The sequence below is a fragment of the Acidobacteriota bacterium genome, assembly GCA_009861545.1.
In the GTDB taxonomy this organism is placed as follows: Bacteria; Acidobacteriota; Vicinamibacteria; order Vicinamibacterales; family UBA8438; genus WTFV01.
This window is the reverse complement of the sequence record VXME01000100.1, coordinates 41073-56286: the sequence shown is the minus strand read 5'-3', so window position 1 is coordinate 56286 and position 15214 is coordinate 41073. Positions and strand designations below refer to the sequence as shown.

Genomic DNA, 15214 nt, shown 5'->3' with positions numbered 1-15214 from the left:
CATACACTCTCCCCTATTTCTTGCGTGTGCGTGCTTTGTGTCCTCGCCCGGCGGCGGCGCCCCCCCGCCCTCCCCCGCGGCCGCGGGGGGGGGGTGCCCCCCCCCCCGCCGGTGAGCGTGGGATGCTGCTCTCGCCGAGAGCCGGGATGCCTACGGCTGGTCGGTCGCCCGCTCCTGGGCGCGCTCGCCGCCGAGGATGTTCGTCATGCTGTAGTTCCCCTCGTGGCACGCGTACTCGAAGAGGAACGGCAGCTCGTCGGCCGGGAACGCCGTGAAGGGGAACTCCCCGGAGAAGGCCTGCGAGAAGTGGGTCGGATCGTCGACGGTGAACTCGTAGTGCAGGCTGTCGGGGCCGCTCCGGGTGAACCGCTCGGTCACGGTGAGCGTGTCTTCCGTCCCGCCGCTCGCCATGCGGAGCAGGACCGGGTCGCCGCCGACCGCGCCGGCGTTGGCCGTCGTCTTCCGCACGTTGGTGGTCTCGACGACCAGCGTCTCGCCCTCCCAGTGGCCGCGCGCGTCCCCGTGCCACTGGCGGATGCTCGCCGGCACATGGCCGCGCCCGTCGATCGGGATGATGCGGGTGTCGTGGATCATCTCGGCGTAGATCACCACGTGGTCGGGCGTCTGCAGGACGATGAAGTTGTTGTTGTAGGCACTGGGCAGCATCGGCGGGCCGGCCGACCAGACCAGGCAGCGGTCGTTCAGCTCCAGGTCCTCCCAGGAGTCGAACGGGCCCTCGACCGGATACGCCTCGTCGTGTGCGGCCTTGCGCGCCGCGGCGTCGGCGGTCCGCGCCGGCAGCCGGCCGTTCGGCGGATCGACGATCAGCGAGGTGCGGTTGGTCGGGCGCGTGCCGCCGTCCAGCCAGAAGTTGTTGTAGCCGCCGACGTTCCCGCCTGCGACGGTGCGCCGCGGCGGCGCCTCCAGCAGATCCTGGTTGCGCTGGACGCGCGCCTGCTCCTGCTCCGCGACCTCCTCGTCGGTGAGGAAGGCCTTGTCGCCGAGCGCCTCGGGGCGCTCCAGCGGCGTGATGGTCTTGTTCGTATAGGTCCCCTGGAGATCCGGATCGCCCCAGGGAGTCCGCTGGCCGTCCTGCCCGGCGGCGCCTGCCGGGGCCAGCGCGAGCAGCACGAGCACGCCGAGCGCGGCGGCGAAACAGGGCCGAGTCATCTGACACCTCCCAACTGGGCCTTGCGGCCGTTTTCCTGGCTTCGTTCGTGACGGTCGGTTCTCCAAATTATACGCCCGCGCAGGGGCGTGCGGGGGCGGTTTCGCAGCCCTGCCCTCGACGAGCGCGCCCTTGTCGGTGTCTCGGACCGCGGACTATCATCCGGCTCCACAGACACTTGCAGATTGCGGGGGGAACCAATGCGCAGAACGCTTGCTCTGCTGACCGCAGGGTGCGTCCTGGCGGCGCCGGCCGCGGCACAGGACGTCGACGAGGTGCTGCAGGCCGCTGCCGAGACGATGGGCGACGTGAGCACGATCCGGTACTCCGGGAGCGGGTGGGTGGCCAACATGGGGCAGAGCCACACGCCGGCCGACGACTGGCCGCGTTTCGAGGTGACCGCCTACGACCGCACCATCAGCTACGACCATCGCGCGTCGTACGAGATCTACACGCGCCGTCAGGGCGACTATCCCGCGCTCGGCGGCGGCACGCCGCTGCAGGGGGAGCAGCAGCGCGTCTTCTTCACCCTCGGCGAGCATACCTGGACGCTCGCCGGGGACGACCCGGTGCCGCAGCCGGCCAACGCCGAGATCCGCCAGCTCGACATCTGGATGTCGCCGCACGGCTTCCTGAAGGCGGCGGCGGAAGCCGACGACGCTTCCGCGACCGGTCTGGTGCTCGAGGGGCGCCCGCTGACCATCGTGTCGTTCACCGCGCTGGGCAGGTTCCGCGTCAACGGCACCATCAACGAGGACAACCTCGTCGAGCGGGTCCTGACCTGGGTGCCGAACCCGTACTTCGGCGACATGATCTACGACCACCGCTACACGGCGTACCAGGAGTTCGACGGCGTGATGTTCCCGACCGTGCTGCATTCGCACCAGGGCGATCCACGGCTCAATCCCGGCCACAACTGGATGGAGATCACGGTGACCGGCGTGCACCCCAACCTCGACATCGACCGGGAGCCGGTGGTGCCGGACGCCGTGCTGGAGGCAACGGTGCCCCCCGTCGTCGCCCGGTCGACGCAGATGGCGCCGGGCGTGTGGCGGGTGTCGGGCGGCAGCCACCACAGCATCGGCGTGGAGTTCGACGACTTCCTGGCCGTGGTGGAGGCGCCGCAGAGCGAGGCGCGCTCGCTCGCGGTGATCGCCGAGCTGCGGCGGCGCGTGCCGGACAAGCCGATCCGCTACGTCGTCAACACGCACCACCACGTGGACCACGCCGGCGGCCTGCGGACCTACGTCGCGCAGAGCGCCGCGGTCGTCACGCACGAGGCGAACCGCGACTTCTACCTGGACGTGTTCCTCCATCCGGGCACGCGCTCGCTGGAGCCGGACATCCTGTCGAGCCTGATGCCGTGGTTTGCGCCCAACCGCATCCCGGCGCTGGAGCTGGTGAGCGACGGCTACACGCTGACCGACGGCGAGCGGGTGATGAACGTCCACGCCGTGCCGGACGTCGGCCACGTGGGGACGATGCTGGTCGTACACCTGCCGGCGGAGCGGATCCTGGTCAACGCGGACCTCTACTCGCCGCGGTTGCCGAGCGCCGAGCCGCCTCCCGTGAACGACAACATGCGGGCGCTGGCCGCGACCATCGAGCGGCTCGGGCTGGACGTGGCCCGGCACGTCGGCGTGCACGGCCTGGTGGGGTCGCACGTCGACTTCCTGCGGATCCTGAACGGCCAGTAGTGTTCCGAAGTGCTCAGCGGGGACCGGCGGAACTCGTCCCGCACGAGCCGCCGGTCCTGCCGGGTGCGGCCTGGGTCCGAGACGCGTGCGGGCGCGGCGAGATTTCGTTGATAAAGGACCTGCCGCCCGACTACGATGGTGACTTGTCATCGTCCGGCGATTCGTTGAGGAGGGATTCCATGCTGCGTCTGCCGATCGCCCGCAAAACGTCCGTACTGCTCCGGACCCTGACGGCCGTCGTGGCCGCAGGCTTGCTCGCTGCCCCCGCCTTCGCCTCGGAGGGGGCCGAGAACGGCGTGACCTACGCGAAGGACATCGCGCCGATCCTCGAGCGGAGCTGCCAGCAGTGCCACCGCCCGGAGTCCGTGGCCCCGATGTCGCTGCTCACCTACGAGCAGGCGCGCCCGTGGGCGCGGGCCATGAAGTACCGCACCGGCCGCGTCGGCAAGCCGGACGTGATGCCGCCCTGGTACATCGAGAAGGACATCGGCATCCAGCACTACAAGGGCGACGTCTCCCTGAGCGCCGCGGAGATTGCGGCCATCGCCGAGTGGGCCGACAACGGGGCGCCGCGCGGCGAGCCCGTCGAGCAGACCGCGGAAGCCGTGGCGGCCGATGCGTCCGGGTGGGAGATCGGCGAGCCGGATCTCGTGCTCACGTCCCCCGAGATCGAGGTGGCGCCGACCGCCCCCGATTGGTGGGGCCCGATGGGCGAGACGGAGACGGGTCTGACGGAGGACCGCTACGTCTCGGCCATCGAGATGCGCGAGGTCAACACCTTCGAGGGACCCCCGGAGCGCGACACCATCGGCGGGCTCTACGTCATCCACCACCTGGTCATCTCGCCGGTCGGTCCCGACGGCAGGCCGGTCGCGGAGGCCGGGTTCTGGCCGGTGCACGAGGTAGGCCGCAACGCCGATGTCTTCCACCCCGATTCCGGCAAGCTGCTCAAGGCGGGTTCGAAGATCACGTTCCCCTCCGCCCACCTGCACTCGAACGGCCGCCACACGCGCGCGCACCTGGAGATCGGCCTGAAGTTCCATCCGGAAGGCTACGAGCCGGCGCGGACGGTGCAGATCATCGGGCCGGCGACGCTCGACCTCGACATCAGGCCGCTGCAGGCCGATCAGAAGTTCGAGGCGTTCAGCACGCTGATGGAGCACACCAAGATGACGGTGTACGAGCCGCACATGCACGCCGCCGGCGTGCGGATGTGCCTCGACGCCATCTGGAACAACACCATCGAGACGCTGAGCTGCGCCGGCTACAACCACAACTGGGTGCGCGTCTACACCTTCGAGGACGACCACGCGCCGCTGCTGCCGCGGGGCACCATCCTGCGCATCACCGGCTACTTCGACAACACCCCGACCAACCCCAACGTCTCCGACCCGCGCAACTGGTCCGGCCTCGGCCATCGCTCGATCGACAACATGATGATCAACATCGGGCAGGCGGTGTTCCTCGACGACGAGGAGTTCGCCGCGGAGATGGCGACGCGCCGCGAGCGGCTCGGCCTGCAGCCGGGCGAGACGACGATCGGGTGCCCGTTGTGCGGCTACGCCGAGTTGCCGGGACTCTCGTCGGCGACGGACGACGACAACGACGGGGGGCAGTGACGATGTGCGTGGGGCTGACTCCGGGGCGCATGCGGCCGGCGGCGCCGGCCCGGACGTCGCCGGTTCTGGCGGCTGCCCGCGGGGTGCCGGCGGCGCCGTCCCGTTGGTTGCCGGCCGCGGCGGTGTACGTGATGACGGCCATGGTCCTGGGACTGGCCCTCGCCGTCGCGCCCGCCGCAGGGCAGGTGTACCCGCAGACCGACCAGAGTATCGCGCCGGCCTACGAGGGTTGGGAGCAGAACGAGGACGGGACGTTCAACCTCGTCTTCGGCTACATGAACCGGAACTGGGACCAGGAGCTCGACGTCCCGATCGGGCCGGGCAACCGGCTCGATCCGGGCGGCCCGGATCGCGGCCAGCCGACGCACTTCCAGCCGCGGCGCAACCGGCACGTCTTCCGGGTGCGGGTGCCGGCGGATTTCGGGGACGGCGAGGTCGTCTGGACGCTGACCAGCAACGGGCAGACCGAGCGCGCCTACGCGACGCTGCACCCCGACTACTTCCTCAACGACATCGCGATCATGAACAACAACGGCGCCGGCGGTCCGGCCGGCGGCGCCTACAACATCTTCGGCAACGAGCGGCCCGTGCTCGACGTCGAGGGCGATTCAGTCCGTGAGGTCAGGGTGGGCGAGCCGGTCGTCCTGACCGCCGTGGCCAGCGACGACGGCGTGCCCAAGCGGCGGGCGATGCCGCCCCCGAGCTGGCGGCTCGGCCGCGGCGGGGCGGGAACGCCGAACAGCGCCAGCGGCCTCCGCGTCGCCTGGATCGTCTATCGCGGCGAGGACCGCGTCACGTTCGATCCCCCGCAGTTCGAGGTCTGGGAGGATTACCGCGAGGGCGCGGACTCGCCGTGGGCACCCGGGTGGGCGCCGCCCGAGGTCCCGGAGGACGGCAACTGGGTGGTCCACGCGACGTTCAGCGAGCCGGGGACCTACGTGCTCCGCTGCCTCGCCCACGATGGCGGCCTGGCGGTGCACGAGGACGTGACCGTCACCGTCAGTCCGTAATCAGTTGCCCCAGTCGTAGGCCGATGCGTGCGTAGTAGTACGCGCCGCTGTATCCCCACGGCATGTACTCGCTGTACTGCTCGCCGACGGCGTTTGCGATGACCGACACCTGCGAGTAGGTGTCGAAGACGTTCTGTCCCCCGACGGCCAGTGTCGTTCCCTGCCCGAGCGGGACGCTCAGCTCCAGGTCGACGATCGGCCGGCCGTCGAAGAAGCCCTGTTCCAGCCCGCCCGCGGGATCGAAGATCGTTCCGTAGCCGCTGTCGTAGTCGTACCAACCGCTGTAGTAGCTGAGGCGGCCCAGCAGGCTCGCCCGTCCGACGCGTTGCGTGACGCCGACGTTCCAGCGCGTGCGCGGCAGGGCGTAGGCGTACTCGGCGAGCCGCCGGCCGTCGAGCAGACCCCTGGCGTTGTTCGTCACCTCGGTGTCGGTGTGGTTGAAGACGCCGCTGATGACCGTGTTCCCGCGCAGCGCCAGCGGCGTCCAGGTCGACACGACGTCGACGCCTTGCGATGTCGTGGAGAAGGCGTTGGTGAAGAACCGGTAGTTCCGCACGCTCTGCGCCGCCTCGAATCCCCCGGCCACGACCTCGGCGATCTCCGCCGGCGTCAGGACGAAGTTGCTGGTGATGCCGAGCCGGTCGGACACGTCGATGCGGAAGTAGTCGGCCGTGAGCGTGAAGGGACCGGTGCCGAACACGACGCCGGCGGTGTAGCTGACGGATCTCTCGGGCCCGAGCGGCGCACCGCCGCGCAGCAGCGCTACCGGCGAGATCGACGGTATGACCGCGTTGTTGACCAGATCGCCAACCGTCGGGTCGAACCAGCTCTGGATGTGGAGGCCGTGCTGCTGGCCGGGGGTCGGCGCCCGGAAGCCGGTGCTGACGCTGCCGCGCACGAAGCCGACGCGGCCGGACACCTTGCCGTTGGTCGTCGTTCCGAAGTCCTCGAAGTCCTCGATGCGGATCGCCGCGCCCAGCGTCCACGCGTCGCCGGGGTCGGTCACCTCCAGGTCGCCGTAGGCCGCGACGTTGTGGCGGCTCCACGTGCCCGCCTGCGCCGGGCTGTAGGCGAAGACGGCGTTGGAGCCGCCCATGAAGCCCTGCGCTGCGTACGGGCCGATCGTCCACCCCGCACGGTCGCCCGCACGCAGGCCGTACTGCTCTTCCCGCCATTCCGCGCCGGCTGCGATGTTCACCCTGTCGGTGACCGCGTACAACCCGTCGAAATTCACGTTGACGTCCCGTTGTCGGTTCCTGCCGATGTCGAACGCGGTGGGCGACATCAGACCGAGCGAGGCGTTGATCGTGTTGTGGACGAAGTGGTCGGTTCGATGCATCCCGAGCGAGGCGCTCAGGTCCCAGTCGAATCCGCCGGCCGCGAAGCCGCGCACCCCGCCGACGAGCGACGCGTCGGCCGCCGTGCCTCCCGTCTGCGGGGTGAAGCCGCCGGGGAACAGCTCCTGGAACGTGAAGCAGTTCGGGTCGTCCGACACCTGCTGGAGGGCGACCGGGTCCGGTACGTGGCCGGTGACGGCGACCGTCGGGCAGTTCGCCGAGCCCATGCCGTTCGCCGCCAGCACGTCGCCGACCAGCAGCGTGCGCCCGCGGTCGATGCTGTACACGCCGAGGCGCGTGTTCGGGTTGCGGAAGAAGACGCCGTAGGAGACCTTCTTGCGGGCGTAGCTCGTGTGGGCGTACACCTGCAGGCCGGCGGGCAGCGTGTAACCGAAGTTTCCGAACGTCTTCAGGTCGTCGTCGATGTCCGGGTCGCCCCACGCCTGCGGATGGTCGGAACCGATGTGCGGATTGCCCGCCGCGATCAACGTCATCGCATCGCGGCGCGGCGCGGACCGGTCGGTCAGGTTCGCGTTGCCGTACTCCAGGCTGAGGTTGGCGAAACCGGTCGCGCCGAGCGGCAGGCCGACGTTGCCGGCGAACCGGGTCGACTCCCCGTCGCCGGCGCGGTACATCCCCGTGTTCAGCTCGATCGAACCGCCGGAGCGGGCGTCCCTGAGCTGGAAGTTCATCACGCCGGCGATGGCGTCCGAGCCGTACTGGGCCGCCGCGCCGTCCCGCAGCACTTCGACCTGCCGCAACGCAATCGGGGGGATGGCGGAGATGTCGGGGCCCTGCGAGCCGAACGCCACGCCGTTGCCGCCGTGCCAGTCGACTATCGACGAGCGGTGACGGCGCTTGCCGTTGACGAGGACCAGCGTATGGTCCGGGGCCAGGTTGCGAAGCATGGCGGGACGGACCACCGTCGATACGCCGCTGATCGGTTGGGAGTTGGTGCTGAACGACGGGATGACGGTACGGAGCTGGTCCTTCAGATCGCCCGCACCCGGGCTGACGAGGTCGGTGGCCGACAACACGTCCACGGGGACCGCCGACTGGGTGGCGCTGCGCGGCTGCGCGCGGGAGCCGACGACCACCGTCTCCTCGGTGAATCCTGCGAGCAGCCGCTGCATCTCGGCGGGCGACAACCCCAGGGCCTCGATCTCGGACGGCGTCATTCCGAGCGCGCGGCCCAGCTCCTCGACCGGCGCGTCCGTCCGCTCCTCGACCGGTTTCCGCGGGTCGCCGCCCTGGTGCGCGCCGCGCCCTTCCGACGCCCACCCGATCCCTGACGGCAGGAGTGCCGCCAGCAGGAGGACGGCAGTCCATTGCGCGTTCCGCATCTTCGGCGACGATCGGATCAGGGCGGGTGCGTGGCGTTTCAGTTCCGCGCCGGCCCGTCTACTCCTCCCGGTGCGGCATCAGCTCCCAGTAGAGGTGTCCGCCCGCGAGGTCGCCGTCCTCGTTCTCGCTCGGCCGGCCGCCCAGTCGCAGGACGTCGCCGTCCAACTGGTAGAGCCGCTCGGCGTCGGTCACCCCGGTGGTCGGCCGTGACCTGCCCTCCTGGTGGTGGACGACGTATATCGGGTCGGCGTCCTCATGGACGGTGAAGCGTCCGAAGTACCCGCCATAGGTCCGGTAGGCGGCCATGGACTCTTCCGGGGTCGGGGTGTCGCCCGCGTACGGGGTGCGACCCTCGCGCGCCATCAGGTGCACCATCATATGGCCGGTCGGCGTGTAGAGAATGACCGACCCGGCGCGGCTCTCGTTCCGCTCGCCGTCCTCGACCGGCTCCCCGTCCTGCACCGTGTATCGGGTGGTGTACAGGAGCTCGCGGTGTCCGAGGAAACGCTGCGCCTCCTCCGACAGCTCCACGTCCGGCAGCCGCTGCCACACGACCTGGCGGTTGGCGTCGTGCTTCATCCCGGTGTCGGACGCGGGGGTGAGGATGAGCTTGTCGTCCACGAGGTCGTAGTAGCGCTTGGCGTCCACCTCGCCGCCGGGGTTGATCTGCCCGGTGCGGTGGTGGATCAGGTACCCGCCGTCCTCGTCCTCGTGGACGGAGAAGGGGCCGTAGTACCCGGTGTAGCCCTGCAGCGCCACCTGCACCTCCTCCGGCGTCGGGTTGCTGCCGTCGGCGAAGGGCTCGCGGTCCAGAGGCATGACGTTGACGGCCATGTACCCCCGGTCGCTGTAGGTGATGTAGCCGAGCGAGTTGAAGTCCTCCACCGGGACGTACTCGCCGTTCTCGTCCTTCACGTTGCGTCCGATGAGCTCGTACGTTCCCACGAAGGGATCGCGCGGACCGGCGGCGTCGACGGCCGCTTCCTCCGCGGCCGGGGCGGGAGTCTCGGCGGCGCACCCCCCTAGCGCGAAGGGCAGACCGACGACGATGGCGATGAGGGCGATTCTCAGGTTCCGCATGCTGCTTCTCCTTCGTTCGCGTGTGATTGGTACAGTGTATCGGCTACGGTGCGTTCGAGACCGTGGCGTCATCATCCGGGAGTGCGAACACGAACAGCGCCGCGGCGCGGTCCGGCGGGTTCCGGATCTCCGGGGCCAGCATCGAGTAGGCGCGCGTGAGGTAACCGCCGCTGCCGACGATGACGGCGACGTACTGCCGCCCGTCCACTGCGTAGGTGATCGGGGGGGCGTTCGGCACTTCGGTTAGCCGCGTCGCCCAGAGCCGGTCGCCGGTGGCGGCGTCGTAGGCGCTGATGCGCCGGTCGAGCGAGCCGGCGAAGACCAGGCCGCCAGCGGTGGCAAGCGCGGCGGTGGTCTGCGGCGCGCGCTGGCGCGAAATCCACGCGGTCTCCCCGGTCGCCAGGTCGATGGCTTCCAGCCGTCCGTACCGCCCGTCGCTCTCCGGCCGCGGCCGGACCGTCCAGCGGACGCCGGTGGTCAGGCTGCCGCGTTCGCCTTCGCCGACGGGCACCAGGTCCATGCACGCCTCGATGATCGGAATGTACGCGATGTGCGTGCCCGGGTCGTAGGCGGTCGGCTGCCAGCTCCGGCCGCCCCCGACGTGCGGGCAGAGCCGCTTGGTCTCGCCGTCGCCCGGAATCAGGGTCGGATCCTGCGTCTTGCGGCCGGTGACCGGGTCGATGTAGGTGATGCCGGTCTGCAGGCCCAGGTCGATGGACGAGACGTACTCGCCGGTCGCCGTCTCCACGAAGTCGAAGATCGCCTGCTTGCCGATGGTGACGACGACACTCTTCGATTCGCCGCCGAAAGGCAGCTCCGCGATCTGCCGCTCGAACGCCCAGTCGAGATCCCACTGCCCGTTGGCCTGGTGCTGGAAGTGCCAGGCGAGTTCTCCCGTGTCGGGATTCAGGGCCAGTGTCGCGTCGAGGTACAGCCCGTCGTTGTTGGTGCCGGGCGGTCCTGTCGGATCGCGCAGCGGCGCGGTGTCGTAGGTGTTGCCGGTGCCGAAGAACGCCAGGTTGCTGACCGGGTCGTAGCTGCCGGGGATCCACACCGAGGCGCCGTTGCGCTCGACATGGGGGATGCCGTTCCAGGTGTGTCCGCCGGGATCGTCCGGCGCCGGTATGGTTCCGAAGCGCCACGCCTCCTCGCCGGTCTCGACGTCGAGGGCCACGACGTAGTTGCCGCCCGCGTGCCGCCCCATGGTGCCGACCATCACCTTCCCGCGCGCCACCAGCGTCCCGCCGGTCATCCGCAGACCGGCGTCGAGGTCGCCGACCTGCGTATCCCAGACGACGTTGCCCGTCTTCGCGTCGAGCGCCACGACGTGAGCGTCGGAGGTCGGGACGAAGAGGCGGTCGCCGTGGATCGACATCCCGCGCTTCAGGCTCGGGGAGACGTCGCGGGGCAGGCGCCGGGTGTACTGCCAGAGGAAGTCGCCGTTGGCGGCGTTGAGCGCCTGGACCCGATCGCCGTAGCCGTGCACGAACAGCACGCCGTCGTGCACGATGGGCGTCGACTCGTTCGGGCCCTGCGGCAGCGCCCACGACCAGGCGACGCGCAGGTCAGCCACGTTCTTCTTGTCGATCCGATCCAGCGGGCTGAAGCCGTAGGCGCCATAGGTGCGCCGCCACAGCAGCCAGTCCTCGGCCGGCGGATCGTGCAGCATCTCGTCGGTGACCGGCTGCATGGTGTCCAGGGGGTTCCACGGGGCCGGCCACGGTGGCAGGGACGCGCCCGGCGAGAGGCCACCGCCCAACGAGCTCCATCCCGGCGACAGGCCGGCCATCAGGGTGGGATCGGACGGCAGGGCCGCGGCGCCCGGCTCCACGCCGTTCTCCTGCAGCATCAGGGCGACGAGTTCGGTCACCGTATAGTCGTCGAGGGTGCCCGGCAGGTCCTGCGGCATGGTCTCGGCGGTCAGCCGGAACAGCGCCTCCACCGAGCGGGGCAGCCATGTCTCGCGGAAGACGGCGCCCCGCAGCGGCGGTGCGAACGGGCCGTCGTCCAGGTTCGCGCCGTGACACACGGCGCAGCGCTGCTGGTACGCCTCGAAGCCCGCATCCGCCTGTTCGGCGGTGTAGCCGGCCGGGGTACGCCGTTGCTGCTGTTGTTGGCCCGCGACCGTCGCGGGAACGAACGCGAGGGCGACAACTGCGCCGAAGGAGACTCCCAGGCTCCAACCGCGAACGGTGGGGCGACGTCGATCCGGTGCGCGCATGGTCGTGACCTCCCGCTCGCCTCGTCCGCGCACGAGCCGCGTACGCGCCGTGCAGCGTCTCGACGCCTTTATACACCCGTTCCGTCGACGCGCAGTCCGTTTTTGCGGCGCCGAGTGGGACAAGGGTGTTCGGGGCGGGCAGCGGAGCGATCCGGGCGCGCGGTCCTCAGTTCGCCGCGTACACGGCTTCCATCCTGCGGATGAGGAGGTCGCGCTCGAACCCGCGCGGGGAATCGACGCGGCAGCCGGGTCCGACACGGATGGCCCGGGCCAGCGCGTCGACGTCGCCCCAGGGCGCCAGCAACTCGCCTCCCGGGTGCCACTCGCGCACCCCGCCGCTGTCCCACGCGGCGACCGCCGTACCGAGAGTCAGGGCCTCCAGCCCGACGATGCCGAACGGCTCCTGCCAGCGAGAGGGCAGCACCACCACCGCGGCGCGCCGGTACGCCGCGCAGAGGCGCCGGCGGTCGAGCCAGCCGAGCACCTCGATGCCCGCGGTCTCGATCTCCTGACGCAACGGCCCGGTGCCGGCGACGACGAAGGGCAGGACAGACCGTGAGCGCCGCCAGGCCTCGATCGCGTCGCCGATGCCCTTGGCCTCGACTGCCCGCCCCACGAAGAGGACGCACGGCGGACCGTCGGCCCGCGCGGCAAGGTCCAGGCCGTACGCGACGGGTGGGACCACCGTGATCCGGTCCGCCGGAACGCCCACCCGGATCAATTCGCACCGCATATAGGCCGACAGCACGGTCAGCCGCATCCGCTTCAAGGGCTCCAGGCGGTCCGCCGTGAGCCGGAGGGTCTCTTCGAAATACGTCGAGTCGTCGAAGCAGCCGACGCAGACCTCGCGCCGCATCGGGTCGCCGCAGACGCGGCCGTCCAGGGTCCACTTCCCGCGTCCGGGGCAGAAGAAGCGGTGGTCCTGGACCGTCATGAGCGCATCCACGCGCGAAGCCCATTCCAGCACCGCGGGGTTGACCACGTTGTGCACGTGCACCAGGTCGGGGCGCACCCGCGCCAGAACGGAGTCGAGTGCGGCCTCGGCGCGAGTTCTGGAGTCGAGTCCCGGCACGATGCTCAGCGGGCAGGGCGGGGACACGTTCCCGTCGTCGCGGCCTGCGGCGAGATGCAGGTCGTGGTCGTCCGACAGCGCGTCGAGCAGCCCGAGCAGGGCCAGGTCGGCGCCCCCGCGGCCGCTCAGCCGATCCGCGACGTGAAGGATCCGCATGGTCGTACGCGCTCAGTCTTAGCACGACCGCGGGGCGTAGGGCAGCAGCCGTGGGAGTCCGAGGGGCTCCGGTTTCCGGCGTTGACTCCGAACGCCGGTTCGCGGTCAGATAGCGGAACGCTGCGCTCGGGCTCGCGGGACGGACGGTGATCGACCCGCGCCGGGCGCGAGAGGAGACTGGCATGAGCTGGAAGCTGCGGGAACGGTTGCGCGTCGGGCTGTTGGTGGGAGTCGTCGCGACGGTCGCGGTCGTCTGGATCGGCCAGCCGACGGCGTCCGGCCAGGAGAATCCCTTCACCGGGACCTCCTTCCGGCTCGATGCGGGGGACGTCCGCGTGTCGTCGCGCGGCTTCGAGGCCGGCGCCCGGACGCATTGGCACACGCACAGCGAGCAGTTGCTGTTCGTCAAGGAGGGCGGCCTGCGCTACCAGGTCGAGGGCCAGCCGGTCCGGGACATCGGCCTGCACGAGACCGCGCACCTGCCCCGCGGCGTCCGCCACTGGCACGGTGCGATCCCCGGCGAGGCGCTGACGCACGTCTCGATCACGTTCCCGAACGAGGCCGGCGAGCACCTGACCATCGAGTGGCTCGAGCCGGTGACGGACGAGGTGTACGGCAGCGGCGCGGGGCAGTGACGGCGAACGCGTCGCGCTGAGTCGACAGGCATGTCGCGGCCGGTCTCTCGGGCCGGCCGCGACATCCAGGCTCATGTCCCGGCGCACGGGCGGGACCGGCTACGCCCTTCGTTGTTCGAGAGGAGGTCGCGCGGCTATCCGGCGGGCGTCGCGCTCTCGGCGACGCGCGCGATGGCGTCCAGCTTGTCGCCGATCTCGGAGTCGATCTCGTCGTCCGGCACGTACTCGGCCAACACGTGGAAGTTCTTCTTCGCCATCAGATTCGGCAAGCCGAGCCTGGAGAAGTAGGTTTCGAAGAGGGGGGTCAGGAACTCGTCGCTGGTCTTGGTGTCCGGGTGCCAGGGTGAGCCCTTGCCCAGCGTGTCCAGCGCCGACCGGATCTCGTCGATGGCCGTGCGCATCACGCCCAGGCGCCGCTCCGCTTCCGCCGCCGTGAAGAGCGGGCCCTCGGCCTCTTCCGGAGTTGACGTGCTCGCGTACGATTCCAGCGTGGCGCGCGAGCAGACGTAGTTCTCGATTTCGCGGCGTTTCCACATCAGGCAGTCGACCGGCGCGATGTCCCGAGGGACCCCTTCGAGACGATCGAAGATGGCAACGCCGCGGAGCGCGGGGAGCGCCTCGCGCAGGCCGTGGTAGTGGCTCTGCACGGCCGTGGGCAGGTTCCCGACGTAGTGCACGAACGGCCGCTCCAGCACCCGGAGGGCGCGTTCGTGTCCCAGTCGCCGGGCGAAGGCGCGCAGGATCGACAGGTCGGTGGAGCCTTCGAGGTACAACACCCAGCCGGTCTGTTCCGCCTGGTAGTACTGGTCGAACCCGATGTCGCGAAGCGCCTTCAGGACCTGGCTGCCGCGATCGTCGATGCGATGCGGCGGGCCGACGAACGCCACGACCACGTCCCGCCCGGCGGCCTCGTTCAGCAGCACCTCGGAATGACTGGCGGCGATGATCTGACTGCCGCTCTCGGCCGCGACGTCCGTGAGCAGCCGGTAGATCTGGCGCTGGCGCAGGATCTCCAGGTGCGCGTCCGGCTCGTCCAGAAGCAGGACGGCGCCCGGATTCGCGTACATGTACGCCAGCAGGAGCAGCGTCTGCTGCAGGCCCCGCCCGGATGACGACAGGTCGAGCCGCGCTCCCTGCTCGCGGTAGCCCATCACTATCTCGCCGCGCTCGGGGACGTAGCGCGGCGGATCGAGCTCCGCCCCGAAGAGGCTCCCAACGTGCTCGACGAGTCCGTTCCACCGTGCCGGTTGCTCTTCGTGAATGCGGAAGCAGAGGTTGCGCAACACCTCGGCGGTGCGTCCCTCGCCGATACGGACGTTCACGGCGCCGTGAGCGAGCCTCGTCTCCGTGGCCGCCAGCCCCGACATCGGAGGCAGGAAGGCGATGCGGACGCCTCCCGCCGCGTCGGGTATCGGCATGCGCTCGGGCGTCCTGCCGTCGGTTTCCCGGAGCGGCCGACAGTAGAAGGACTCCTCGTTCGCGTAGTCGAATTCGAGTCCGCAGAGCCAGCGTTCGTCGGCGGTCACACCCTCGACGACGAGGTCGATGCGGATGTTCCTCGTCGTCTGCCGGCCGTCTTCCCGCCGCACGTCCCGCACGTGCATCCCGCGCCACAACAGATTCGCGTCCGGTATCGGGATCGCCACGAGGTCGCGGCGGTTGACCGTCACGCCGGGGCGCTTTTCGGGCGTGCTCTTGCCGGATCGCTTCTCGTTCCAGCGCTTGAGGCCTATGTCCCACAGAGCCAGCGCCTGCATCGCGGAGGTCTTTCCCGAGTTGTTCGGGCCGATGAAGACCACCGGATCGCCGAGCTCGATCTCGACCTCGCCGAAGCGCTTGAAGTTCCGGACGGTGAGCTTCGTCAGCATGGCACGG

The 15214-nt window shown here is 70.1% G+C and carries 10 protein-coding genes; 4 read left to right on the top strand and 6 right to left on the bottom strand.

Annotated elements, in window-relative coordinates; genetic code table 11:
* Positions 1–150 precede the first annotated feature (150 nt).
* Positions 151–1170 (bottom strand): hypothetical protein, encoded by a 1020-nt coding sequence (locus tag F4X11_16505; GenBank protein MYN66607.1) that lies wholly within the window; start codon positions 1168–1170, stop codon positions 151–153.
* Positions 1171–1368: 198 nt separating this feature from the next.
* Here F4X11_16505 and F4X11_16500 point away from each other — a divergent pair, with 198 nt between their 5' ends.
* The 3 genes from F4X11_16500 (at position 1369) to F4X11_16490 (ending at position 5494) form a co-directional block, all read left to right on the top strand.
* Entirely contained in the window at positions 1369–2865 is a 1497-nt protein-coding gene (locus tag F4X11_16500) for an MBL fold metallo-hydrolase (protein MYN66606.1), read from the top strand.
* Between the two features lie 179 nt (positions 2866–3044).
* Complete coding sequence (locus tag F4X11_16495; protein MYN66605.1) at positions 3045–4484, top strand: hypothetical protein; 1440 nt, start codon at positions 3045–3047, stop codon at positions 4482–4484.
* Positions 4481–5494 carry a hypothetical protein gene (locus F4X11_16490; protein MYN66604.1) on the top strand — a complete coding sequence of 338 codons (1014 nt, stop codon included), beginning with the start codon at positions 4481–4483 and terminating at the stop codon, positions 5492–5494. The genes F4X11_16495 and F4X11_16490 overlap by 4 nt, the downstream gene beginning before the upstream one ends.
* Here the strand turns inward: F4X11_16490 and F4X11_16485 are convergent.
* The 4 genes from F4X11_16485 to F4X11_16470 all read right to left on the bottom strand — a co-directional run bounded on the left by F4X11_16485 (position 5484) and on the right by F4X11_16470 (position 12704).
* Complete coding sequence (locus tag F4X11_16485; GenBank protein ID MYN66603.1) at positions 5484–8174, bottom strand: TonB-dependent receptor; 2691 nt, start codon at positions 8172–8174, stop codon at positions 5484–5486. The genes F4X11_16490 and F4X11_16485 overlap by 11 nt on opposite strands.
* Before the next feature lie 58 nt (positions 8175–8232).
* On the bottom strand, positions 8233–9330 hold the full coding sequence (locus tag F4X11_16480; protein ID MYN66602.1) for a lipocalin-like domain-containing protein: 1098 nt from the start codon (positions 9328–9330) through the stop codon (positions 8233–8235).
* Positions 9299–11476: a PQQ-binding-like beta-propeller repeat protein gene (locus F4X11_16475; protein ID MYN66601.1), complete on the bottom strand. Its 2178-nt coding sequence runs from the start codon at positions 11474–11476 to the stop codon at positions 9299–9301. Before F4X11_16475 ends, F4X11_16480 begins: the two co-directional genes overlap by 32 nt.
* A 166-nt stretch (positions 11477–11642) precedes the next feature.
* Positions 11643–12704 carry a glycosyltransferase family 4 protein gene (locus F4X11_16470; protein ID MYN66600.1) on the bottom strand — a complete coding sequence of 354 codons (1062 nt, stop codon included), beginning with the start codon at positions 12702–12704 and terminating at the stop codon, positions 11643–11645.
* Positions 12705–12886: 182 nt separating this feature from the next.
* Between F4X11_16470 and F4X11_16465 the strand changes: the two genes are divergently transcribed.
* Positions 12887–13339, top strand: a complete 453-nt coding sequence (locus tag F4X11_16465) for a cupin domain-containing protein (GenBank protein ID MYN66599.1) — start codon at positions 12887–12889, stop codon at positions 13337–13339.
* A 134-nt stretch (positions 13340–13473) separates the two neighbouring features.
* Here F4X11_16465 and F4X11_16460 read toward each other — a convergent pair whose 3' ends face one another.
* Positions 13474–15207: an AAA family ATPase gene (locus F4X11_16460; protein MYN66598.1), complete on the bottom strand. Its 1734-nt coding sequence runs from the start codon at positions 15205–15207 to the stop codon at positions 13474–13476.
* Positions 15208–15214: the final 7 nt, after the last annotated feature.